Origin of the sequence: Acinetobacter sp. YH12140, from assembly GCF_013418475.1 — a bacterium.
GTDB lineage: Bacteria > Pseudomonadota > Gammaproteobacteria > Pseudomonadales > Moraxellaceae > Acinetobacter > Acinetobacter amyesii.
In genome coordinates this window covers 202,681-226,463 of record NZ_VPBZ01000001.1, presented here as the reverse complement: position 1 = coordinate 226,463, position 23,783 = coordinate 202,681, and the positions used below count along the sequence as shown (strand labels likewise).

The window sequence follows — 23,783 nt, the reverse complement described above, 5'->3', positions numbered from 1 at the left end:
TTTTTTTGTAAGCATTGGTATTGAAATTGTATAAGTTGTCACCATAAAACATGTAATAAAATAAATATGAGAATTACATGACTAAAGATCAACTTTTAAATGAGATCGCAATAAGTGGTTATTCAACTAGTTATGGAAAAGATAAATGTTATTCAACTTTTGATCTAGCCAATAAAACAATCACACGTGTTGGTCTTGGTTTACTAGTTTTAAGTATTTTTATGCTCGGATACCAAAGTTTAAATGGATTTGTTGCATTAGCTATCGCAGGAGTTGTCGGCGGTGTATTAGTCATGTATATGGAAAAATATAATGATAGCAAATACTTAACCACAGCATCGCAATTACAAGATATTGAGCGTGATCTAAAACAACTATTTTACGATGTAAAAAATGCTTCTCCCACTCAAAATATTTCTACATATGAACAACAATGGATAACTTTGGACAATCATCAAAAAAATTTAGCTATCGAAAAGCAAATTTTTGGAAGTGATTGGTATGCCCATATCAAAATGTTTTGGACTAAAAAAGTTAACACTCAATGGTTTACCGACGAATTAAAACTAAAATTTTTCTTTGATAAACTACCTTTTTCATTTTTTGTTCTCTGTATTACGCTTTGTATTCTGATTCTTTTATTAATTATTGGTTTTTATATTGCTAATCATTTAGTAGCTAATGGTCATGCTCAAACATATCTAGAACTTTTTAAAGGAATCTGCAAATGACAACAGCTGCTTTATTTAAAAAATTTATTGAAAACATCCAAATTCAAAATATTAATGTCATTTCTGAAAACTATAACAAAGTAACTAAAGCGTTAAATGAGTACTACTATGAATCTGAGAGCACTTCTACTCATTGTCGCCAAATTGGGTCATATGGACGAAAAACTGGGATCAATGGCATCAGCGATCTTGATATGGCATTTGAACTACCAAAATCAATTTACGATAAATTCAATGCATATTCATCAGGTGGACAAAGCTCATTATTACAAGATGTGAAGAAAGCCATTCAAAATGTATATGACCATGACCAAGTTAAAGCAGATGGTCAAATCGTGGGAATTGATCTAGATGGTTTCCGCATTGAAGTTCTACCAACATTTTATTTAAACACAAATGATGACGGTACTTTGGATTATGACATCTATACTTTCCCCAGATTCCAATGATGGTGGACGTTGGAGAGAAACCAAACCAAAACTTGAAATAGAAGAGACTCGAAGACTAAATGATGAGTATGGTCATAATACTTATCGGCATTTATGCCGAATGGTACGAGCTTGGAAAAATCATGTAGGGGCTAAATGTTCAGGTCTTTGGATTGATACTTTAAGTTATAATTTTCTAAAACAATCTGAAAACTATAAAAATATTAGCTATAAAAATTATGGTGAATTGGTAAAAGATTTCTTTAAATATCTAGTCGATCAATACGATCTTAAGCCTGATCAAAATATTTGGAAAGCGCCAGGTAGTAAGCAAAATGTTCATGGGTCATGGCAAAATCATAGAAAAATGAAGAAGGCATATCAGCTATGCCTTGAAGCCTTAGAGGATGAATCTGTTGCTAATGAAAAATGGGCAAAAGTATTTGGGGTGAACTTCCCTGAAGAAGAATTAGAGCAACTTCACGAAAGTTTTATTGTGCGTAAGAAAGCTCCAAATGAGCGGTTTATTGAACATGTTTATAATGGGAAAGTTGATATTAGAAACTATCTATCTATTGATTACTCTATTAGTCTGGAATCAAGAACTTGGAAAATGCTTAAGAAAGCTTTGTCTAATTATAAAGTTCCTATAAGTAGAAATTTAGAGTTCCACATCAGGGATACAGATGTCGAACCACCATATCAAGTCAAGTGGAAGGTACGTAATATTGGTCCTGCTGCCGTAGCAAAAAATCAAGAACGTGGTGCATTACAAGATAGCACTTTCGGAAAGCACAAAGATTCTCGCCTTCAGGAAAAGTCTAGTTTCTGTGGTGAACATTGGGTTGAATGCTACATTATAAAAAATGGAGTATGTGTCGCTCGTGATCATGTAAGCGTCCATATCTAGTACCCTCACCCCGACCCTCTCCCAAAGGGAGAGGGAGCGTCTTTTGATTTAATACCTGTATGAATTTCATATTGGAGTTCCCTCTCCTTTTAGGAGAGGGTTAGGGAGAGGTATTTTTTAATTCACAACATCTCTGCCACAAATCCCCCAACACCACATCCGTCCGCCCCAACACATCATAATTCCAATATCGCACAACAGTTAAACCCAAAGCCTCTAAAAACTTAGTTCGCTCAGCATCGTATTCAATCGCATCATTCGTTCCATGCTGACTACCATCCAACTCAATCACTAAACCAATTTCATGACAGTAAAAATCCACAATATAAGGTTGGATCACGTGCTGACGGCGAAATTTAAGGTTCATAAAACGCTTGGCACGTAAAAGTTGCCACATAAAGTTTTCAACGTCAGTGGCTGAGTGGCGCATGGATTTGGCGAATTCTAATAATTGGGGATCGAGCTTTTTGTTCATTGAATTTTGCTTTTTATTATTTTATTTAGATTATCAAATTTTATAACCTCTCCCTAGCCCTCTCCTACAAGGAGAGGGAATATTCATTATTAAGCCAATTGACGGTATTTAATTAGATGCAGCTCCCTCTCCCTTTGGGATGAGAAGCACTGCTTCGCAAGGGGGTGAGGGAAACGTGCTTTTAATGAAAAAAGTATCAAAGCACCCCATTCTCCAATAACACTTCCAACCCTTTCACCTTTTCCATATATTTCAGCCGTTCTTTTTCCCACTTCACTTGCTCTTTCAGCACTGAAACATCGCCATCAATCACCTTATATACATCTTTGACCTGCATATTTATTGGCTTCGCCTTTTCACTCCAGTGGAAACTATCCGTGATGTCATCAATCTGACTTGCAAGGCGTTGGCTTTGTGCCTCTAAAGCCATTTTATAAAACTTTAAATGTTCATCTGTTAAAGCTTTAGGGCTTTTGCCTTTATTGGTTTCAAGCTGTAATTGCAGCTTTAATAAATAAAATAAATCCTGTGCTTCATGGGCTTGGTTCACCACTTGCAGCAACTCGGTTTTTTCCGCTTTTTTAGCTTCATCAGGTTCACGGTCTGGGTGAATCATGGCAGTGATTTTTAAATACACGGTTTTCAGTGATTGGTTCACTAACTTTTCAGCTTGCTCGCGTTTTTGCGCTAAGCGTCTGCGCTGATGCTCTTCTTTCTCACGTTGATATTGTTCGCTGTCCCACGCTTCATAAGACTCGTATTCTTCTTCTGTCGTTTCTTGTTCTATATCAACATGACCTTCTACTTTGCTCTGTTCAGTTTGGGCTGACTTGGCTTTTTTATTTGGCTTTTGATTATGTGCATGATGCTGCTGATAAAAAGCATCGACCTCCGAGACTTTTTCAAGTTCTGCTGTATTTAAATAGTTGGATTTTTTCAGCTGCTTTGCCAATTTCGTGAGTTTGGCATCGAGCTGTGCTAAATCTGCTTTGGCAAAGTCTTCTTGCTGTAGATGCTGCCAAAGCTGTGCAAGCTGACGAAAATACACCGCATGCAAATCACGATAGATCGGCACAAGTTTTAACTGAATATAACCCTGAATCTCACTTTTGGCATTTTGCCAAAGCGTTAAATCTTGTTTTTGCTGTTCAATTTGCTCAATTAGTTTATTCAGCTTTTTATGCTGTGGGGATAAAGCTTCAGCACTCGGGAGTAAACTGACTTTTAACTCAAAAGACATAAGCAAATTTAACGCAAAAAGAAAATTATAGCCGATCTAAGCACTAAACTTATGAGCAAGTTATATGAATCAACAATGGCTTTTGGTCCATTAACGCTCAAACCGTTGTAAATATTGACCCAACTCTTCTCGAACAACCACCTCATGTCCTGCATGACTTCGACTTTGTTCCAAGAGATGCTCTGAGTCGATCACCACCACGCGATGACCATCCGCAATTAAACGATCTACGCCTTCAAAGAGCATTCGAACACCAACATCGTGTATCAAAGAAATATTGGTCAGATCTAAAACGATATGGTTAGTCGCAACAGGTTCATCTTCTAAGATCCGCAGCAACATTTCCGACTCAGTAAATTGCAATACACCACGCAGTTCATACACCACCACAGAATGATCTATCCCGCAGGTATAGCGACTTTGGACGATCGTTTGCGCTGAAGGTGTTCCCTCCATCACATGCAGTCCCATGTCCTTAGACAGTCGTTCAAATATTTCGACGCCTCGAACACTATTCCCATGTGTATCGAGTTTCGGGCTAAAGACTGCCAACCCAACCTGCCCTGGCAAAGCCCCCATGATGCCACCGGCCACACCGCTTTTGGCAGGAATACCGACCGTTGTCAGCCAATCTCCCGCAGCATCATACATGCCGCAAGTCATCATCACACTCAACACTTGACGCACCACCGAACGTGACAGCAATCGTTTACCTGTGGCTGCTTGCACGCCACCATTGGCAAGCACGCTGGCCATTTTTGCCAAATCTTTAACCGTCACTAATATTGCACACTGACGAATGTAACCATTCACCACATCTTCAGGGTCTTCTTCAAGTACACCGACTGTGCGCAGCATGTAACCGATCGACAAATTTCGAAAAGCCGTCTTCACTTCAGACTGGTAAACCGCTTCATCAAAACTTAACTCACGCCCTGCCAGTTCACTTAAAAATTCACGGAGTTTTTCAGCACGAGTGCTGTGCTCGTCATGCGGTAAAAGTGAATGTGTGGTGATTGCACCCGAATTGATCATCGGGTTTTTCGGGGTATTGCTTTGTGGATCGAGCGCAATTTGATTAAACGCCTCTCCCGATGGCTCGACACCGACTTTTTGTAAAACACGATCTAAGCCAAGATGACGAATCGCTAAGGCATAAGCAAAAGGTTTAGACATCGACTGTATGGTGAACTCGACTTCATCATCACCCGTGGAATAAATCGTGCCATCTACGGTAGACAGTGCCAAAGCCAGTCTATTTGGATTGGCGTTAGCTAACTCAGGAATATAATCTGCCAAAGCTCCGTGTTGATTGGCATCGCAGGCATTGAGGACATGCTGTAAATAATCTGGAACAGGCGTTTTCATAAGGGCTATTTTTTGTTGTGTGCATTTTTATTTATAACAAATTGAGCTGCCTCTGTATAAGTCCTTATGGTGAAGTCGTGTTCTGAGCTAAAACCTGTATGTGCTGTATATTCAAATGGTGCATCATTTCTCGAATAAAAACGAAATAACTGAGTTGAATGATTGCCTGTTCACCAAATAGATTTTGATAATATTCGGTATGTTCAATCATTTCATTAAAGCCATGTTCAAAGCTTTGTCGGTCAATGTGGGTCGCATGTTCAAAAAAGCTCTGCGCCAATATATGCAGCATCGCATCATTCGACTGAGCATAGCGCTGCGTCTGATAATCGAGCTGTAATCGTTCTAAAATTTCTTCAATTTCATAGATCAAATATTCAATTGCCAAAGCATCGAAGCGCTGATGTCGGACACATTTTTGCACCAAAGCCGCTAAGCCATGATTAAAATGAATATTCTGTTGCTCGGTCTGAAAGTCGAGCTGCGCTAATCCGAGCTGAAATTGTAATTGCTGCATCGCTATCTTTTAAGTTTTTAATCTTCTGCAAAGTTTAACTCACGAAAGCTACGCACTTGGTTACGACCTTGTTGCTTTGCCATGTACAGCGCTTGATCGGCCATACGCGTGACCACAGCAGACGGTGTCCCCTCAATCGCAGTTGCTACACCGAAACTTGCACTAATCTTCAACATTTGTTGATTGGCTATCATAGTTTCAGCTTCAGAAATGGCCAATCGACAGCGTTCAGCGACCTCTATCGCCTGCTCTAAACTCTGATTTTTTAAAATTAAAATAAATTCTTCACCGCCATAACGTCCAACCACATCTTGTACACGAGTATTGTCATTTAAAATTTGAGCAACACGTTGTAAAACGGCATCTCCTGCATCATGTCCATATTGGTCATTGATCAGTTTAAAATGGTCGAGATCAAGTAAAACCACTGCAAATTCAGGCTGTGTCTGTTTGCTGAGTGTATCAAGTTCATGACTAACATAACGTCGGTTAAACACATTGGTCAGCCCATCGACACGGCTGAGGACTTCCATCTTTTGTTCACGGTGTCGCCACTGTAAAAGCAAAATCTGAAAAAATACTGCGCTGATGATCAATATGGGTAAATACAACTCCGCCATACTCATCAGCCAAAAGGCATTGTCGTAAAACTCACTCTGTTTTAAAGCTGGGCTGAAAATCGGTGCATATTCTAGATGGTCAATCGAAGTTTGATAGCAAATGTAGCCAATAAACAGTGTGATCGGAAATGTAATACTGAGCATAATTGCAGGACGATAAAAAACCAAACCGACCATCAACAAATTGACCGTCCCCGCCATAGTGGCAGGACTATAGATCCCGATCATATAGCCACCATAGATCATGCCGAACCCAAACAGGACGGGCGCAAAATAGCTAAAAAACAGTCTAAAATTTAAATATTTTTTGAAATAAAGACTGAGTACTGCCAATACGCCATAACTGAGTAGGACTATACAAGCGACGATGATCCTCAACTTGAGTTCACTCGGATTAAACCAAATCCGATTGGTCGAATAATAAAAATTCATGATGCACCACTTCAACACGCTAACTTGACTCAGCATGCCAAAGATGAGAAGTAAACGCCCTTTATCATAGTCAGACCAATTGATGATGAGATAGTCGGATTCAAATAAAAGATGCTTCAACTTACGCCATTGTACGCCCCAGTTCGTACAGACAGCATTGCCCCAGTTTTTCCCCATTAATCTACTTTTTTATTTTATTATTTCGCTAGTTATACAAGGTTTTAACTTCAAAAAGAATGCCTATTTTCACAGTTATAACTGCAACATTTGAAGCCTTTAAACTTCACTTGCACCACTATTCAAATTACTTTTCCGCTATTTTTTAGCTCAATTGGTCACTTTTTTATTTTTGAAATAACACGGTTTATTATTCTAAACGCTCGGTGAATAAGATCCCGTTCAGATGATCGACCTCATGTTGTACGATCCGTGCGGGAAAGCCATTCAGGGTTTTCTCTTTGACTTCACCTTGAAGGGTCAAATATCGCACGTGAATTTGCTCGGCTCTCGGGACTTGCCCTCGTGCATTCGGCACACTTAAGCAGCCTTCTTCACCCAAAACCGTGGTCGTAGATCGAGATGTAATCACTGGATTCACCATCACGATCGCCTCCATTTCAGGCGCATCGGGATAGCGTAAATTTGCACGTGAAGCCACGATAATCACCCGCTTTGAAACATAAATTTGCGGCGCGGCAATGCCTACGCCTTGACGCTCAAGCATAGTGGCATGCAGTGTTTCACTTAGTGCAGTTAACCATGCAGAACCTATTTCAGATGCTTGTACCTCTGCGGCAGTGAGCGTCAAAATTGCTTCACCACGCTGTGCAACAGCAGCAACATAACTCATGTTTTTATCCTTTTAAGTCTAGCGGGCTTAAATTACGTAAAAAAAACAATCATGCAATATGCATTATTATCGGTTCTGAGTATAAAACAACAGCATGCTATGGCTTTGAATCTTTTGTGGTTTATATAGAGCACAAAGTAAAATAGTAGATCATACTACCCTATACCATTGATATTTATCATTTATACATCAAGGTACGCCATTATCTATTAGCAATCATTCTTTAAGTTAATGCGACTTTATCTATATTATTTTGTTCTTAATTCACGATTTTTTCATAACTATAAGTTTTTAATAAGGCAAAAAAGTTTGATTATTCAATAAAAACTTGAATCACTAAAATCGCAAATGCTATTTGCTGCTGGAAAATATTTGCATGGAAGCTCAGCCACGCCTGACTCGTCAAGATAAACGTACCCTCGGACTGTCATCCCTCGGTGGCGCACTTGAGTTTTATGACTTCGTTATTTATGTATTTTACGCCAAAATTATTTCGGAACTGTTTTTCCCCACTGGACTCAGTCCATTTTGGGCGATGCTGAATACCTATGGTATTTTTGCAGCTGGATACTTTTTCCGCCCATTGGGTGGTGTGGTGATGGCGCATTTTGGCGATTTGATTGGTCGTAAGCGTTTATTTAGTTTGTCTATTTTACTCATGGCTTTGCCTACGCTGATGATCGGTGTGATGCCAACTTTTGAAAGTATTGGCTATGCAGCACCGCTTCTGCTCCTACTGATGCGCGTGATTCAAGGCATCGCGATTGGTGGTGAAATCCCTGCGGCATGGACTTTTGTTTCAGAGCATGTGCCTGAGCAAAAAATTGGTATCGCCAACGGCCTACTCACTGCCGGCTTATCTTTGGGTATCCTATTGGGCGCACTGATGTCTTTATTTATTTCATTACAATTTACAGAGTCAGAAATCCATGATTGGGCATGGCGGATTCCATTTATTTTAGGCGGGATCTTTGGCTTTGTTGCGCTCTATCTCCGCAGTTATTTAAAAGAAACGCCTGTATTTAAAGCCATGCAAGAAAAGAAACAATTGGCTAAAGAGCTTCCAGTGAAACAAGTACTGCAACATCACAAAACAGGCGTTGTGATTGGTATGCTGTTTACATGGTTCTTAACCGGCTGTGTTGTTGTGCTGATTTTAGCGATGCCAAATTTACTCACAGGCGCCTTTGGTTTTGAACGGGCCGATGCCTTTAAAATGCAAAGTGCCGCTATTGTGATGCAAATGGTGGGTTGTATCTTGGCAGGTCTTTTGGCAGATCGCTTCGGTGCGGGTAAAGTGATGCTGTTCGGTTCCCTCCTTGTCGCGATAATCGCGGGCGTGTTCTATAACAGCTTGGGCCATGTGGCTGCTTCGACCGTGTTTGCGCTCTATATGTTGCTCGGTTTGGCATCAGGTACGGTTGGTATGGTGTCTTATAGTATGGTGAAAATGTTCCCTGCACAGATTCGTTTCTCGGGCATTTCATTTTCATACAATTTGGCCTATGCCATCGCGGGTGGTATCACCTTACCATTGGTTCAATGGTTGAGTTTATACAGCAACATTGGCGCCATGTATTATATTTGGACCGTCTGTTTGGTGACCTTCTTTACTGCGATGCTCTATCGTCAACGTTTTGAAAAAACATCTCATTAAAATAATAAAAAAAGCGGTCAATGACCGCTTTTTTTAAATCTCTTTCAAATCAATTCAGGCTTTTAAATTTTTACGCAATTCATCTTCTACAATTTCAATCTCAAGCTGACTAAAACGACGAATTTCACCTTCTGCATGTTTTTCAAGTAATCCACCAATAAGTGGAACTTTGACTTTCACCGTCCAGTCCAAATTGAAACTCACTTGTGTTGCATCACCACTGACACTTCGTTTACAACTGGCTTCGAGCGGTAGGTTTGGATCTAGTTTGACATCTGATGTTAATGCCGCCAAATTACTAATATCCGTACGTTTCAGACGAAACGCATCTTTTAAAAACTTCTTGGCAATATCTGGAATATTTACATCCAAGTTATAGGCACGTTTTAAGGTATACATATCACCTGTTTTTTTTGATTCTAAAATTTCTAGATTTTCACCCGGTATGCGTTTGCACACCGCTTCATGCAAGCTGATATCTGCGGCTAGTCGTTTAAAATCTTCAAGTGAAACGCCATGAATTGTGGCATTGACGGTAAATTGATGTGCCATTCTCGTAATCCTTCAGGTCAATATTGGTTTTATTGTTTTATTTCGCCCAGTCTACAGTTGCTAAAACTGTGCTTTGAATTAAATCGAAAAGCGTTATGGCTGTCATTGACCTGAAACCAAACTGAAAAAACAGAATTGCCATACTGCAACTCATTGGACTCTGCCTTAAAGGACTTTTTGATAGATTTGCCCATGCTGATCTTTAAACTCGAGTTCAAATTCCCAGCCCGCATCGATTTTTAAATACATCCCTGCATAGGACAACTTTGCGTGCCAATGACCGAAGTCGAGCCTTACAATATCAAAGCTGGCTTGTTCAGGAAGCTGTTGCATTGGTTTTGCATGTATCAAAGCGCTTGGTTCAAAAGACGTGCAGTGCGAGCCATAATCATGAAAAAGTTCGAAACATAGCTGATTAAAAATTTTAAATGTTGAATCTTTTGGGTCAAGTTGCGTCATTGCTTTAATAGCTTCCCATATCTTTTCATTTCTTCTTACGCTTATTTTTATATTTCTATAACAAATCTTTGTGGTACTGCTTTTATAAATCTCAGTTTAATTTAAGTTGTTAATTTAACAGCATGCTATGCACTACACCATCCCGATCACGGTGTACCAATTTGATTACTTGTGAATAATCGATCAAGACGCTTTGGTGTTTATAACTGATTTGGATGCCGTATTCATCTGCACCATCATCCAAACCGCTGATGCTACATTGCGTCCCTTGTGGAAATGCATTGAGCCATTCAGCGTTATACACATCTGCTATTTGTTCAAACTGAAAAAAGCTAGCTTTTTGCTGCAGTAGAAACCCAGCTTGTCGGTCAAAACGTAATTGCTGCTCAAGTTGAAAGTCGATAATTGACGAGCATGCTCTTCTATTGTTCATCGGGTTCTGTCTAGCTGTAATCAGAAAATAAGCTTTGCCATCACCCGATGATCCTTATAGAGCTTTCATCGCCTGTTGCTGCTGTTTATTTTTGACTTGTGTCCATTGCCACCAACCAAATGCCGCCAAGCCCACAAAACCTGCATAGAGCGCCGCAGTGAGATACAGGTCTTTGTATATAAACATACCCACATAGATAATATCGACAAATACCCAAAGCACCCAAGTAGCAATATGTTTCCGGCTGGTCCAATACGTGGCGAGTAAGCTAAACGCGGCCAATTGTGCATCCAAAATTGGCACGGCTGCATCGGTAAAATAGTGCAGGCTTAAACCAAAAATCAAACCGCCCACCGCTGCTAAGAGCATTTGAAAGATCACGAGTTTGGTCGCAATCGGTTCAATACGGATGTCATGATCTTGTTGTTTGCCCTTCAACCAATGATAGAAACCATAGAAGTTCACCACCACAAAGAAAAACTGCAAAATGGTTTCGCCATAAAGTTTGTAGGTATAAAACAGGTAGGCATACAGCAAAAAAGCTGCAAAGTTAAACCACCAACACCACATATTTCGCTTTATGGTTAAAGTCACCCCGATTAAGCTAATAATGACTGCAAATATTTCTAAGTTCGACATGGTTGATTGGGCCTTAAAAAAGCTGAAGCTATTATGGAAAAATTCAGCCTAAAGGCAAGCTATATCCTGCACTATTTCATATCAACTCTGTAAATTTTAAATCAAACCACTCATCCACCAGACGATGATTTTGATGTTTTGAACGCATCAGTTTTGACAGTTTTCTAACAATCATTTAAAAACTTAGCTATGCATAAAGAATAATCAGAAGGAATCATCCAAATGTCAGAACAACAAGGTCGTGTAAGTCGAGAAATTCGTGGTCATCTTTATTTAATCGGTTTGGACCGTGCAGATAAACGAAATGCGTTTGACAGTCATTTAATTCATGACCTTTCACTGGCGCTCACTGAATATGAAGATGATCTAAATTTACGCTGTGCGGTAATTTTTGCTCATGGCGATCATTTTACTGCGGGTCTAGATCTGGTCGAACTACACCCCAAACTTGGCAGCGGGCTGTTTAATTTTCCTGATCAGCAGATTAATCCGTGGGGAACCAACTCACGACAACGAAAAAAACCAGTTGTGGTCGCGATACAAGGGTTCTGTTTTACAGCGGGCATTGAACTCATGCTGAATGCCGATATCGTGATCGCACAGCGTCACACGGAGTTTGCTCAAATGGAAGTGCAACGTGGCATTCTTCCCTTTGGTGGCGCAACAGTTCGCTTTGTGCAAGCAGCGGGTTGGAATAAAGCCATGCGCTATTTACTCACAGGTGAACGTTTCAATGCGCAAACGGCATATGACATGAACTTGGTGACTGAAATCACCGACCAAGCGCCCTTATCTCGTGCCATTGAACTTGCGGAACAGATTGCACAGGCTGCACCATTGGCAGTTCAGGCAACACTCGCTGCAGCACAGCAAGGTGTGCATTTGGGAGCCGATGCTGCCTTTGCGCAATTAGATCAGCACTTACAACCATTACTAAAAACACAAGATGTACAAGAAGGTGTGATGGCCATGCTACAACGTCGTGCAGCCAATTTTCAGGGCAAGTAAGCCTTTATTTAAACTGAGTAAACCCTTTCCGTCCTGCCCATCCAGAGAAAAATTATGCCAACGGATTTAGAACAAGCAACGCAAGAAATACATAGTACACCCGTGAGTTTCCCAGCAACCGATGGCTATACACTTTCAGGCGTTGAATATCGGCCTAATACTGCCGCTAAGGCCAATATTATTATTTCAAGTGCGACAGGTGTACCTCAACAATTTTACCGTCGATTTGCCGAGTATGCCGCAGAACTCGGTTATCAAGTACTGACTTTTGATTATCGTGGTATTGGACGTTCTGCACCGTCAAAACTTAAAGGCTTTAAGATGTCCTACCTCGACTGGGGACGTTATGACCTTTCTGGTGCCATAGCTTATATGCAACAACACGGTCAGGAAACTTTTCTAGTGGGACACTCCTATGGCGGCCAAGCACTAGGACTTACCTCAAATCACGATCAGATACGTGCCATGTATTGTTTTGGCACTGGCGCAGGTTGGCATGGCTATATGCCCTTTAAAGAAAAAATGAAGGTTCATGTGATGTGGAATATCGTTTTTCCGCCAATGGTTGCCGTCAAAGGATATTTGCCTTGGAGCAAACTCAATATGGGCGCTGACCTCCCTGTCGATGTCTATAAACAATGGCGTCGTTGGTGTAAAAACCCAACCTATTTCTTTGCCGACCCTGAGCTGAGTGAGCTGTCTCAACAATATGCTGCAGTTCAAACGCCGATCTATGCGGTCGCTGCACTCGATGATGACTGGGCATTACCCAATTCACGACATGCTTTTATGCAACATTATGCGCAAGCATCAATGCACTATATCAATATTGAAGCGCAAGATTATGGTCTAAAACAGATTGGTCATATGGGTTATTTCCGCAAAGGTGCTGAACTCTTATGGCAGGAAGTGATTGGAAGGTTTAACGAGCTATTAGTCGCCTAGACCAATTTACTTCATACATAGCACATTGAATTATTCGGATAGAGAGATACATGCGTCCACGGAAAAACACCTCTGAACATCTATTGTTACAGTCAGCACACGCCTTTAAACGCTATGGCTATATGGGCTGCAGCATGGGGAAATTGGCTGAAGCCTGTGGACTCTCAAAAGCTGCATTTTATTATGACTATCCGAATAAAGACGCATTGCTGATGGAAATTTTAAACCTGACGCATATAAAGTTACAGCACAGTATTTTTCAGCAATTACAGCAAATTACTACCTCACCTCAACAGGCTTTCTCGCACATCCATCAACTCGCCATACAATTTTTTAGCCAAGGTGGATTAGGTTGTTTAGTCGGGATATTAAGTATGGAGCGGCAACATTTGCCAACTGAGATTTTTGCAAAATTACAATCCATCTTTCACGAGTGGCAACTCGCCTTTGAAGTGTTTTTTAAGCGATGCATGACCATCGAACACGCCACGCAACTTGCCAAAGTCAGCTTGGCGGATTATGAAGGCGCAATTTTAATGGCTCGAATGAGCGATGATTTGAGTTATCTCGATTTAGTCCGAGACCGCATTTTGCTTCAACTTGCAGAGTCTTGATAGCGATATTCAATTTTATGTTCTTCGCCAAAACGGTCGACATGTGTATAAAACTCGCCGTATCGGCCTAAATAATACTCGAGCGATTGATTGTAAAAACTCCAATAAATCGACCATTCATTCAAATCTAATTGGCGTATTTGAGTTTTACAATTGACTGGCATGCGACGTAAAAAAACTTCTTGTAACTGTTCGGCTGCCTGTAGCGAATCTAATTTGTATTGTTGTTGAAAGAAAATTTCCGCAATATCATCAAAAAGTTGCTGTTCATATTCATCTACTTCAATCACCTGATCGACTTGGCGTATAGCATCATCATTTGATGCTAGAGAGATACTGTTCGATTTTTTTGGTGCTTGGTAACGCATATATTTTTGACGATATTTTTCTGTTTTTATCATTTTTTTGACCACGATTCCTGCTGCAGACAACGCAATCAGAATACATATCACAATGAGAAAATTAACCATAATAACAACCTACTGCCGATGACGCGCATGCACATCTTGAATCATCGAATATTTTTATGGACTAATATAACGCACAATAACGTTTAAAATTCATACAAAATTATTTTAAAGCTGAAATCTTGCCTATTTTCTTTGCTAATTTATTTCAAACTATTACACCTGCTGAAATTATTAAGTGTGTATACATTTCTAAAATATCTATTATTACTTTAAAAACAGTATAGTTAGATGCATTTATGTGGTTATTTATCCGTATTTAACGATTAATTTATAAATATACATTTGTAAATTTTGCAACAATTTTGAAATAAAAACCCAACCCAACGGCGCAATGGCTGCAAAAAAACATAAAACGCAACAAGAAGCCTCTTTAAGCACAAGGCGATATCTTCTGAAATGACAGGCTGTTGGAGTTTTCTATAAAAAGAAAAAATTATGATACGCGAAGCACAAATTCAGGATATACCCGAAATTATTCACGTGATTCACAACAGCATTCGTTCATGTATCCAGGACCATCAACGTAATGAAAGTGTGATTCAAACTTGGCTTGAGGAGGCAAATCAATCAAATATCTTAATGTGGATGCTTTATAACGATAGTTGGGTCTACGTCAGTGACAATCGAGTGGTCGGCTTTATTTTAGTCAGTGATCAGGGACAAATTTTACTGAACTATATCTGCCCTGAACGTCAGTACCAAGGCATTGGTAAGGCATTATTGTTAAACATGATGCACTGTGTCAGGAAAAAGAATATTACCGAGATCAGTCTAGAAAGTACTCATACGGCACTCGCCTTTTACCAAAAATATGGCTTTGTCGCACATCAGGATTTTGAGCCTGCCGATGTTCCGCTCAAATTGGTCAAACAGCTCTGTTAGTAGAGAGGCAAACCTCATAAAAAGATAGATTTTCAAATAGGATGATTATGATAGGTGAATTTAAAAAGAGATCAATCTAAATAAGTATTGGCAAAGGATACTAGCGATAGCACCGCAAAGTTTTCACCGTTTATAACTAGGTATCAAGGCTTAAGTTGATCGCGTCCTGCCTGTTTAGCCATATATAAATAATGGTCTGCATGCTTCATTAAGGCTTCGATACTGTCGAAGTCATTCTGCTTATCCATCCATGCCATGCCCAAACTCAGTGTGACATAATTTTTTTCATCACCCCGATTAACATGTTCAAGTTGTTCATTACGCATGGCTTCGAGTACCAATTGTAATTGCTCTTGGGCAATCGCATACGGAACATCATGCATCAATATGGCAAACTCCTCTCCACCGTAGCGAGCCACATAGGCTGAACTTGGCAGAGTATTTTGCATGGTTTTCACGATCTGCTGTAACACCTCATCGCCTTTGAGATGTCCATAGTGGTCATTATAATTTTTAAAATAATCGACATCTAACATGGCAAAGACCAATGTTCGATGACTATGAAAACGGACTTCCGAATATAAGCGTTGAATTTCTGCATTCAAAGCACGACGATTGAATGCCCCCGTTAAGGCATCAATACGAATTTGTAGCTCTAATTTTTTATTCAGCTCATGGAGCTGTAAGGTGCGCTCTTTGACTTTCTGATCGAGTGAACTGTTTAGCTCAAGCAGACTATTATTTAACTGCTCGGTATGCATCGACTGCTGTGCATAATGGTGCGATTGCTGAAACATGATCAACAAGGCATACAAACTGGTTGAAATGAACGATAAATTGACGGAATCAATCAAATTCATCATCAGCAAAAAGTCGTTTAAAAAAGTAATGCATAGGAAAATAACCGCGATTAAATTTAATTTTGAATACGGTTCTTTCTTTTTCAGTGTTACGTAAAAACCATAAGCAAAATTACTTAGAACAACGATCACATAGGCAAAGCTGTAGGTTGCCAAAGGCTGAAAAATTTCAGGCGTCGAAACAAAAGTCACTGAAATATTCAAAGACAATAGCAACATCGCGATCTGATAATTTAAGGTAAATAAATAGCGACGACTGAGCAAGTGGATATAACTTAAAAAGAAAATCGACGCCAAATAGGTAAATAAGTATTCTAATCGCGTACCCCACAACCAATTAATATCGGTAAAAGTTGTATAGGCATAAGGTGCTGAAAATAAATTATGGAGTGCTAAAAAAACAATAAATAAGCCAAACACCAAGTTACTTCGGCTATTGCGACCGCGTAAACCTCGAAAGACTGAAAATAGGATCGTAAATAATCCCACACCCAAGACGGCGCCAGACACCATTCCAATACTCATCATTTGTTGTTGGAATTGGCGGTTTACTGTCTTAGCAATACCAATACGCATCGGGTTTTCAAACCCGCCGTGCATACTGTTAAAACTTGAAGCCTGAATGGTTAATGTGAAATATTCATCTTGTGCCACAAAATAGGCAATTCGCGGTGCATTCTCCGTTTTTTGTTCTGCTTCAGTACGCCCCACCTCGCCCAAACGAACGATCACATCACCATTTAAAAAGACTCGATACGCACCGTACTGATTTGGAATCAATACCGCGATACGTCGGCCAATAAATTGTTTGGGGATTTGGAAATGTCCAGTAAATGTCCCAAAACCTTTACTGTGCCCTGTGATGTCTTTAAATGATGTAGGCAGATAGACCGTTTGACCGACTAGAACCGAACTCGGAGAAGTTAAAAATTGATTTGGATAAAACAACCATTTGCCTTGTAATAAGCTAGTGGTGTCTTCCGTGAAGTAGATTTGGTTAACTTCGTTTTGGTGTTTTAAATAAAACGATTTAGGAGCAGTTTCATACTGTGCTTGAGCAGTCGATACAGTGAATGCCAATGTAAAAAAGATAAAGGTAAGAACCCAGAACAATCTGGTGCAAGGCAACTGTAAAGACAACGGCTTTGATTCCTGCGTTTATACTCGAGCAATTATTCTAATCTACGGTAAAAGACAAAAATAACAACTACTATTTTATCAAATTGATCAATAACTTCCATGTCACTGATCTAAAACTGTCGAAGTCTTAATCGCGAGTTTTTACATCATACAATTCAATCTCAAAAATAAGATTTGAATTGGCAGGAATCACATTGCCCATTTTACGCTCACCATAAGCCAAATGTGATGGCACGATTAACTTACGTTTACCACCGACTTTCATCCCCATGATGCCCTGATCCCAACCTTTAATCACACGGCCTGTACCAATTACCGTTTCAAAATAATTACCACGATCCAGTGATGAATCGAATTTAGTGCCGTCTTCTAACCAGCCTGTATAGTGTGTTGTAATCAAAGCGCCTTTAACCGCTTCTTTACCTTCGCCTACCACTAAGTCAATAATTTCTAATTCCGTGCTCATGCTCTCAACCTCAAATGCCGCAATCAAAATAAAACCCTATTATAAACAGGATTACTTTGGATGCCGTAGTAAATACGCTGTTAAAAATTGAGCTCCAGAATATCCTGATCATTCATTAGATCTTGAGTTAATTTTCTATGGTTTGTCGCAGAGCCAATTAAGATCCAACGCCCACTGATTTTATGTTCAGTTTTATGTCGCACACTACGAACCACTTGCATTTGATAGGTTTTAAACAGCTCTTCATAGTCATCCAGCGTTTGTTGTCGAAAGTGACAAACGATACGATAACTCCGTGCTTGGTTTTTCGCTTCAATCCACGCTTGAATATAAATCAAAACAATTAAAACGATCAGCACAATCACCGTACCAATCAAGCTCAGCATGACATAGCCCGCTCCCGCAGCCATGCCTAAGGCAGCGGTCATCCAAATGGTAGTTGCTGTGGTAATGCCTGAAATTCGATTTTCATCTTTAAAAATTACCCCCGCACCCAAAAAGCCGAGGCCAGTCAAAATATTGGCCGCAATTCGATCATGACTATCAACGCCGATACGTAACGATAAGATAGTAAATAAACATGAACTTAAACTGACCATAATCATGGTGCGCAGACCTGCCGACTTACTTCGGTACTCACGTTCCGCACCAATGACAGCGCCAATCATAAGCGCCACAAATAACAAATAAAAATCAGGGTACATCGGCTGCTCCCCATCTTTAAAATTTTCTCATTGTTTGTAGATATACCGAATTTTATAGTCAGGATGCAAGCCTGAACTCACATCCATCGTGATGAGTTAAATCACATCAAATGCTTATTGCAATTGTGTCCATTCAATCACCGCTTGAGCTTTATCACCAATCAAAGTCCATTCGCCATCCATTACGTTTAATTGTAAAGACATGGTTCGTTCGCATAACTCTTGAATGGCAGCTGTACTCGCTTCAGATAATTGCCAAATTTCAACATTCTTCAGGGTTTTCAGTTTGCTGTTGCGTTTATACCATTCGTCTACTGAAGAACCATAGGTAATCACAGCAACGTGTGGGCAACGAGCACTGGCTTTTTTGACTTTGTCTTCGTCAGGACAACCGACTTCAATCCATTTCACCAATTGACCTGTTAAATCTTTTTCCCACAACGCAGGTTCATCTGTTTCGAAAAGATCTTTGGTAAATTCTAATGCTTCATCTGCATAGCGTGCATATGCCAAGACACGCACCATCAAACGTTCAATCGTTTCAGAAGGATGCAAAGCCATCGTCAATTGATAATCACCATATTGGTGTACATCCATATTGGCAATGTTCAAATCTGCTTTATAAATTGTAGCTTTTAGCGCCATGGTAAAGTCCTCAAATTTGGCGCCTAGCATATAAGATTTAGCAAGCTTTTGCTGCGTTGATTTACTTATCTCTCAGCTTTATCGGCATCGATACGACACTGCATTAAGCGTTCTTCAAATTCGAGCCATTCACGTTCAGTCTGGTAAATAATTTCGACACGATTATCGATACTTTCCTCGCTCGACTGATAATTAAACTGATCGGGATTAAAGTTAAAGGTTTTCCACCCTTGGTCTGTCTGAAAAATACCTTTGATCCGTAGCCAATCTTGCTGCTCACAGAGTAAATCTAACAGCTCAAAAAAGTCGAAGGTCCATCGTTTTGGGAGTTTCCAACCTGCGACACTATAGCCCTGAGCGGATTCAACATAATGATAAGGCAACTGTTTAATTTCTGTGGGCACATCGACCAACGTTTGCTTTTGTATCGCTAATAAAGGCTGAATTTTACGAGGACTTCCCACATAGGCAAGATCAATATTTGTTAGTTTTAAATCACCTTTTACAACATTGATCCATTGCTGCTGATACGGTAAATACGCTTGTTTGAGTCGTTCCAAACCAACTTGATCGGCCTCACTCATACAATCGACATGCGACACCACCACGATTTGTGCCACTTTGAGTTGATCGGCATACAGATTTTGCGAAGTCCACTCTTGATCATGTAAGCGTGAGCCATCAACCACGGTTACCAATGCCCGCATGGCTAAATGCGAATGCCAATGTGGCTCGGTCAATTGCTCCAAAAGTTGCCCAGGATGTCCCAAACCTGTCGGTTCAATAAACAGTCGGTCAGGTTTCACCTCTGACAATAACCGTGACAACGCAATTTGCATCGGCAGTTGGCTACTACAACATAGACAACCACCCAATAATTCCTTCACCGCAAAACCTTGATCTTGCGGCAACATCTGTTGATCGACCCCGATTTGTCCAAACTCGTTCATCAGTACGGCCCAAGTTTCGCCCGCTGGCTTTTGCTTCAATAACTGCTGTAAAACTGTGGTTTTACCCGCACCTAAAAAGCCAGAAATAATATGAACAGGAATCGCACCGTGGGTAGAAACTAATTTCAAAAGTGAGTCACTCAAATAAATAGCCAATGATTGATGGCCTTTACCATAATGATTTCAAAAAAATGCTGCAAGCCTAGTCTTCATATCTCTGTCTTCATTTTCCTAAAGCATAGATCAGTCTCGTATTCCAACGAATTGTATAATCATCTGGCTATTAAGAGCCTGTTTATTCCATTTGCATGAATGCATGACATATCTGGTCACACTTTATTGGCAAAGTTAACTCTTATATTTTAAAAAATGGTTATCTCGAAAAGAATCCTTACATTTGGATTTTAGTGAAATTTCTGGATTCTGCTTATTTACGACATCGATGTAATCATCATGTAAACAATGAATGAATCATGAAGCCGATTTGGTCATTTTTTATTGCAAAGTTAAATGAAGATTCCGATATTTTTTTACATTTAAAACACAGGATGGACGGTTATGTATTCATCCAGTTAACCAGTCTGTTTCACTTTGTTGCTCGCATTGATCACTCGGTTTTCTCGATTTAGCATGAGCTCTCTCCTGATGGACGTGATGATCTTTTCAGGACTTACTAAAATATATAAGGATGCTCAAAATGAAATTAACTCAAATTTTACTTGCTTCTACTCTAGCTGCTGCAGCTGCAACAAGTTTTGCTGCGAGCAAAGATAAACAAGAAGCACCTGAACAAGAAAAAGTAGTGGTTAGCACTCAAGAACAGCCAGCGACTGAAACAACTGCTGCTGAAGGTACTGCTGCTCAACCTGCTTCAGAAGCAAATGCTGAAGGTTCTGCACCAGCTCAACCTGCTCAGTAATAGACGGATAGCGTACTCCACACGCCAAATTCATTTAGTCTGCTGCTCAACATTTATCCCTCACTAATAAAATGTTGTGCTAAATGAATTAAAGTCGCCGGATCATTGAAAAATGGTTCGGCTTTTTTATGCTCAAAGCCACTGATTGATAGATTTTAATGATCGATAAATCATTCAAAATGATTGATGATTTTCGTATAAATAAATATATATCATTCACTTAAAATAAAACCCTGCAAAAAACACGACAATTCGATTCATCGTTTCGACTTATGCCTAGCTTGTTGAAAGTCTCTGTTTAGAACTTAATAGTGGCATATGTGAAGTGATTGGATGTTTACGCATGAGCAATAAAGCAAATTACACAACGGAAGTTGCCATTCTGGGCGCAGGTCCTGTCGGCTTAACCATTGCGAACTACTTAAGTAAGCAAGGCGTCAATGTCACTGTGATTGAACAACTGGACAGCCTGATTGACTACCCACGTGCGATTGGTATTGATGATGAATCATTACGTACCATCCAATCATTAGGTTTAGTGGACCAAGTGTTACCGCATACGACACCGAACCACGCGATGCGTTTCTTAACCCCTAAAGGTCGTTGTTTCGCAGACATTCAACCGCTCACTCGTGAATTTGGTTTCTCACGTCGTAATGCTTTTATTCAACCTCAAGTCGATAATGTACTGCTACAAGGCTTAAAACAGTACGAAACCACAAATGTTTTATTCTCTCGTCAATTGTCTGATTTTAGCCAAGATGCCAATGGTGTAACGCTAAATATTCAAAATAAAGACGGTGAAGCTGAAATAATTCAAGCGCAGTATTTGATTGCTTGTGATGGTGGTAACTCAGTGGTACGTCGTACCCTCAACATAGGCTTCGATGGTAAAACTGCACCGAACCAATGGATCGTGATCGACATCAATAATGACCCACTTGCAACGCCACACATTTACCTATGCTGTGACCCTGTGCGTCCTTATGTATCTGCTGCTCTTCCACACGGTATTCGTCGTTTCGAATTTATGGTGATGCCTGGTGAAACTCAAGAAGAATTAAGTAAACCTGAAAACATTGCCAAACTATTGTCGAAAGTACTTCCAACGACCGATGGTATTGAAGTGATTCGTCAGCGCGTTTATACCCACAATGCCCGTATTGCAGATAAATTCCGTGTAGACCGTATTTTACTTGCAGGTGATGCTGCGCACATCATGCCAGTATGGCAAGGTCAAGGGTATAACAGTGGTATGCGTGATGCATTCAACCTTGCGTGGAAAGTTGCAATGGTTGTACAAGGCAAAGCTGGCCCAGCGCTTTTAGATACATACCAAGTTGAACGTAAAGATCATGCCAAAGCGATGATTGATCTTTCTGTAATGGCGGGTCATGTCCTTGCGCCACCAAAAAAATGGCAAGGTTTCGTGCGTGATGGTATCGCGTATGCGCTCAATTACATCAAACCGATCAAGCAATATCTATTGGAAATGCGCTTCAAGCCAATGCCGAAGTACAACGATGGTGCATTGATCAATAACGGTGTTAAAGACTCACCTGTGGGTAAAATGTTCATTCAACCACATGTTCAACTTGAATCTGGTGAGAAAGTCCTACTTGATGAAGTCATCGGTAACGACTTTGCAATCATTGCTTGGGGCGTCGATCCAAAATGGGGTCTGTCAGATGCGACCATGAAAAAGTGGCAAAAATTGGGCGTTAAATTTATCCAAGTATTGCCTGCTGTTCAACTTAGCAATGAAAATCGCACCAAGTACGACAATGTGATCACGATTGGTGATATTGGTACCGATATTCGTGGTTGGTTTGGTAAAACCACTGAATCTATTACGATTCTTCGCCCAGACCGTTTTGTTGCAGCGATTGCAATTCCACAAACTTTAGACAGCGTGAGCCAACAATTGTTTGCAAAATTGCATGCTTAATAATCCAAATAGATCTGCAAGAATTAAAAATCACCATGCATAAAGCATGGTGATTTTTTTCTATAATCACTATAAACATCGCATGCTATAATCGTTCAACACATAATTATAAGCTTCGCAAAATGCAAAAAAGATTTCAGAAATTATTCATTTATATTTTGTTGGGCTTTATTTTTATCTGTTCACTTATTTTCGTAGAGATACATCATTTTCATGCCAATAGTTGGTTATCTATTTTCGTTTTTTGCCTCTGTTTTCTTATTTCTTTGAATTGCTATTTATTACGCTTAGAAAAAGATGTGAACAAAAACGAAGAATCTAATTTTTTGTCCTTCCATTTATACATTTCATTTTTTTATGCAGTCATTGCCAGCTTTTTTCTCACCACAGTGATTCTTGCTTTATTTGCATTACAAGCCCAATATTTTGGTCAAAATAAAAATATCATTCTAAAAGGCCAAGTCTATTCACCCACATTAACACTAGAAAAGAAGCCCTGCCGAGCTCGCCTTAAATTTCCCGAAAGTGGTTGGTCTACCTTCGCCTATCTCTGTCTAGATACCAAGAAACATAAATTTTCTGGTTATTACAAACTCCATTTGAAAACCAGTTTCGCAGGGGCTGCGGTTCAGCATTATTATTGGATTAATGATCAATTAACATATCAGCAGCATCGTGCCTTAGATATGGATCCACAACAAAAAAGACTACTCGAAATATATGCCAAACTTGAAAGAGATTTAGGCCCACCTCTATCTGATGATGAAGCCCATGATTTTTTAAATAGACCCTACAACGATTGAGTCTATTTAATATAGCGCAATATATGCCATACATTATTTATGGCAATAATTAAAATCGCTTTAGCATCTTATGATTGATATTTAAAACTCTTTCTTTTTAATTCTCAATGAAAGAGTT

27 protein-coding genes are annotated in these 23,783 nt (G+C 39.8%); 11 read left to right on the top strand and 16 right to left on the bottom strand.

The window, feature by feature from the left end; all coding sequences use genetic code 11:
* Positions 1 to 77: 77 nt before the first annotated feature.
* The 3 genes from FTU75_RS01095 to FTU75_RS01085 are packed head-to-tail and all read left to right on the top strand — an operon-like array spanning position 78 to position 2,069.
* Entirely contained in the window at positions 78 to 731 is a 654-nt protein-coding gene (locus FTU75_RS01095) for an SLATT domain-containing protein (RefSeq protein WP_180114789.1), read from the top strand.
* Complete coding sequence (locus FTU75_RS01090) at positions 728 to 1,180, top strand: hypothetical protein (protein WP_180114787.1); 453 nt, start codon at positions 728 to 730, stop codon at positions 1,178 to 1,180. Before FTU75_RS01095 ends, FTU75_RS01090 begins: the two co-directional genes overlap by 4 nt.
* Complete coding sequence (locus FTU75_RS01085; protein WP_180114784.1) at positions 1,149 to 2,069, top strand: nucleotidyltransferase; 921 nt, start codon at positions 1,149 to 1,151, stop codon at positions 2,067 to 2,069. The genes FTU75_RS01090 and FTU75_RS01085 overlap by 32 nt, the downstream gene beginning before the upstream one ends.
* A gap of 100 nt (positions 2,070 to 2,169) precedes the next feature.
* On the opposite strand, the gene FTU75_RS01080 is transcribed toward FTU75_RS01085, so the two are convergent.
* The 6 genes from FTU75_RS01080 to def all read right to left on the bottom strand — a co-directional run bounded on the left by FTU75_RS01080 (position 2,170) and on the right by def (position 7,571).
* On the bottom strand, positions 2,170 to 2,544 hold the full coding sequence (locus FTU75_RS01080; RefSeq protein WP_180114782.1) for an endonuclease domain-containing protein: 375 nt from the start codon (positions 2,542 to 2,544) through the stop codon (positions 2,170 to 2,172).
* A 196-nt stretch (positions 2,545 to 2,740) separates the two neighbouring features.
* Positions 2,741 to 3,784: a molecular chaperone DnaJ gene (locus FTU75_RS01075; protein WP_180114780.1), complete on the bottom strand. Its 1,044-nt coding sequence runs from the start codon at positions 3,782 to 3,784 to the stop codon at positions 2,741 to 2,743.
* 90 nt (positions 3,785 to 3,874) lie between these two features.
* Entirely contained in the window at positions 3,875 to 5,152 is a 1,278-nt protein-coding gene (locus FTU75_RS01070) for a glutaminase (protein WP_180114778.1), read from the bottom strand.
* A 64-nt stretch (positions 5,153 to 5,216) separates the two neighbouring features.
* The gene (locus FTU75_RS01065) at positions 5,217 to 5,669 is read right to left on the bottom strand and encodes a hypothetical protein (RefSeq protein WP_180114776.1); all 453 of its coding nucleotides are present in this window, start codon (positions 5,667 to 5,669) and stop codon (positions 5,217 to 5,219) included.
* Between the two features lie 17 nt (positions 5,670 to 5,686).
* Entirely contained in the window at positions 5,687 to 6,898 is a 1,212-nt protein-coding gene (locus tag FTU75_RS01060) for a GGDEF domain-containing protein (protein WP_180114774.1), read from the bottom strand.
* Between the two features lie 190 nt (positions 6,899 to 7,088).
* Positions 7,089 to 7,571, bottom strand: coding sequence for a peptide deformylase (gene def / locus FTU75_RS01055; protein WP_078192223.1), 483 nt, complete (start codon positions 7,569 to 7,571; stop codon positions 7,089 to 7,091).
* Between the two features lie 376 nt (positions 7,572 to 7,947).
* Here def and FTU75_RS01050 point away from each other — a divergent pair, with 376 nt between their 5' ends.
* Positions 7,948 to 9,228 carry an MFS transporter gene (locus FTU75_RS01050; RefSeq protein ID WP_180114772.1) on the top strand — a complete coding sequence of 427 codons (1,281 nt, stop codon included), beginning with the start codon at positions 7,948 to 7,950 and terminating at the stop codon, positions 9,226 to 9,228.
* Positions 9,229 to 9,282: 54 nt separating this feature from the next.
* Here FTU75_RS01050 and FTU75_RS01045 read toward each other — a convergent pair whose 3' ends face one another.
* The 4 genes from FTU75_RS01045 to pnuC all read right to left on the bottom strand — a co-directional run bounded on the left by FTU75_RS01045 (position 9,283) and on the right by pnuC (position 11,311).
* Positions 9,283 to 9,780 carry a DUF2505 family protein gene (locus FTU75_RS01045; RefSeq protein ID WP_078192225.1) on the bottom strand — a complete coding sequence of 166 codons (498 nt, stop codon included), beginning with the start codon at positions 9,778 to 9,780 and terminating at the stop codon, positions 9,283 to 9,285.
* 165 nt (positions 9,781 to 9,945) lie between these two features.
* Positions 9,946 to 10,239, bottom strand: a complete 294-nt coding sequence (locus FTU75_RS01040; protein WP_180114770.1) for a hypothetical protein — start codon at positions 10,237 to 10,239, stop codon at positions 9,946 to 9,948.
* Positions 10,240 to 10,348: 109 nt separating this feature from the next.
* On the bottom strand, positions 10,349 to 10,672 hold the full coding sequence (locus FTU75_RS01035; RefSeq protein ID WP_180114768.1) for a hypothetical protein: 324 nt from the start codon (positions 10,670 to 10,672) through the stop codon (positions 10,349 to 10,351).
* A 54-nt stretch (positions 10,673 to 10,726) separates the two neighbouring features.
* The gene (pnuC, locus tag FTU75_RS01030) at positions 10,727 to 11,311 is read right to left on the bottom strand and encodes a nicotinamide riboside transporter PnuC (protein ID WP_168379271.1); all 585 of its coding nucleotides are present in this window, start codon (positions 11,309 to 11,311) and stop codon (positions 10,727 to 10,729) included.
* 222 nt (positions 11,312 to 11,533) lie between these two features.
* On the opposite strand from pnuC, the gene FTU75_RS01025 reads away from it, so the two are divergent.
* The 3 genes from FTU75_RS01025 to FTU75_RS01015 are packed head-to-tail and all read left to right on the top strand — an operon-like array spanning position 11,534 to position 13,878.
* On the top strand, positions 11,534 to 12,319 hold the full coding sequence (locus FTU75_RS01025) for a crotonase/enoyl-CoA hydratase family protein (protein ID WP_180114766.1): 786 nt from the start codon (positions 11,534 to 11,536) through the stop codon (positions 12,317 to 12,319).
* 54 nt (positions 12,320 to 12,373) lie between these two features.
* Positions 12,374 to 13,264 carry an alpha/beta fold hydrolase gene (locus tag FTU75_RS01020; protein ID WP_180114764.1) on the top strand — a complete coding sequence of 297 codons (891 nt, stop codon included), beginning with the start codon at positions 12,374 to 12,376 and terminating at the stop codon, positions 13,262 to 13,264.
* A 50-nt stretch (positions 13,265 to 13,314) separates the two neighbouring features.
* Positions 13,315 to 13,878 carry a TetR/AcrR family transcriptional regulator gene (locus FTU75_RS01015; protein WP_180114762.1) on the top strand — a complete coding sequence of 188 codons (564 nt, stop codon included), beginning with the start codon at positions 13,315 to 13,317 and terminating at the stop codon, positions 13,876 to 13,878.
* On the opposite strand, the gene FTU75_RS01010 is transcribed toward FTU75_RS01015, so the two are convergent.
* A complete protein-coding gene (locus tag FTU75_RS01010) occupies positions 13,860 to 14,348 on the bottom strand; it encodes a hypothetical protein (RefSeq protein ID WP_180021233.1) in 489 nt (162 codons plus the stop codon). The genes FTU75_RS01015 and FTU75_RS01010 overlap by 19 nt on opposite strands.
* A 435-nt stretch (positions 14,349 to 14,783) precedes the next feature.
* Between FTU75_RS01010 and FTU75_RS01005 the strand changes: the two genes are divergently transcribed.
* Positions 14,784 to 15,230: a GNAT family N-acetyltransferase gene (locus FTU75_RS01005; protein ID WP_078191420.1), complete on the top strand. Its 447-nt coding sequence runs from the start codon at positions 14,784 to 14,786 to the stop codon at positions 15,228 to 15,230.
* A gap of 143 nt (positions 15,231 to 15,373) precedes the next feature.
* On the opposite strand, the gene FTU75_RS01000 is transcribed toward FTU75_RS01005, so the two are convergent.
* From FTU75_RS01000 to FTU75_RS00980, 5 genes are all read right to left on the bottom strand, one after another.
* Positions 15,374 to 17,170 (bottom strand): diguanylate cyclase domain-containing protein, encoded by a 1,797-nt coding sequence (locus tag FTU75_RS01000; RefSeq protein WP_180114863.1) that lies wholly within the window; start codon positions 17,168 to 17,170, stop codon positions 15,374 to 15,376.
* Between the two features lie 187 nt (positions 17,171 to 17,357).
* Positions 17,358 to 17,696 carry an FKBP-type peptidyl-prolyl cis-trans isomerase gene (locus FTU75_RS00995; protein WP_078191421.1) on the bottom strand — a complete coding sequence of 113 codons (339 nt, stop codon included), beginning with the start codon at positions 17,694 to 17,696 and terminating at the stop codon, positions 17,358 to 17,360.
* A gap of 80 nt (positions 17,697 to 17,776) precedes the next feature.
* Complete coding sequence (locus FTU75_RS00990) at positions 17,777 to 18,400, bottom strand: MgtC/SapB family protein (RefSeq protein WP_180005309.1); 624 nt, start codon at positions 18,398 to 18,400, stop codon at positions 17,777 to 17,779.
* A 114-nt stretch (positions 18,401 to 18,514) separates the two neighbouring features.
* On the bottom strand, positions 18,515 to 19,045 hold the full coding sequence (locus FTU75_RS00985) for a YaeQ family protein (RefSeq protein ID WP_078191423.1): 531 nt from the start codon (positions 19,043 to 19,045) through the stop codon (positions 18,515 to 18,517).
* Positions 19,046 to 19,110: 65 nt separating this feature from the next.
* On the bottom strand, positions 19,111 to 20,124 hold the full coding sequence (locus tag FTU75_RS00980; RefSeq protein ID WP_180114759.1) for a GTP-binding protein: 1,014 nt from the start codon (positions 20,122 to 20,124) through the stop codon (positions 19,111 to 19,113).
* A gap of 568 nt (positions 20,125 to 20,692) precedes the next feature.
* Between FTU75_RS00980 and FTU75_RS00975 the strand changes: the two genes are divergently transcribed.
* The 3 genes from FTU75_RS00975 (at position 20,693) to FTU75_RS00965 (ending at position 23,665) form a co-directional block, all read left to right on the top strand.
* Positions 20,693 to 20,914: a hypothetical protein gene (locus tag FTU75_RS00975; protein ID WP_078191424.1), complete on the top strand. Its 222-nt coding sequence runs from the start codon at positions 20,693 to 20,695 to the stop codon at positions 20,912 to 20,914.
* Between the two features lie 343 nt (positions 20,915 to 21,257).
* Positions 21,258 to 22,862 carry a bifunctional 3-(3-hydroxy-phenyl)propionate/3-hydroxycinnamic acid hydroxylase gene (locus tag FTU75_RS00970; protein ID WP_180083671.1) on the top strand — a complete coding sequence of 535 codons (1,605 nt, stop codon included), beginning with the start codon at positions 21,258 to 21,260 and terminating at the stop codon, positions 22,860 to 22,862.
* Positions 22,863 to 23,161: 299 nt separating this feature from the next.
* Positions 23,162 to 23,665, top strand: coding sequence for a hypothetical protein (locus tag FTU75_RS00965; protein ID WP_180114757.1), 504 nt, complete (start codon positions 23,162 to 23,164; stop codon positions 23,663 to 23,665).
* The last annotated feature ends 118 nt before the right edge of the window (positions 23,666 to 23,783 follow it).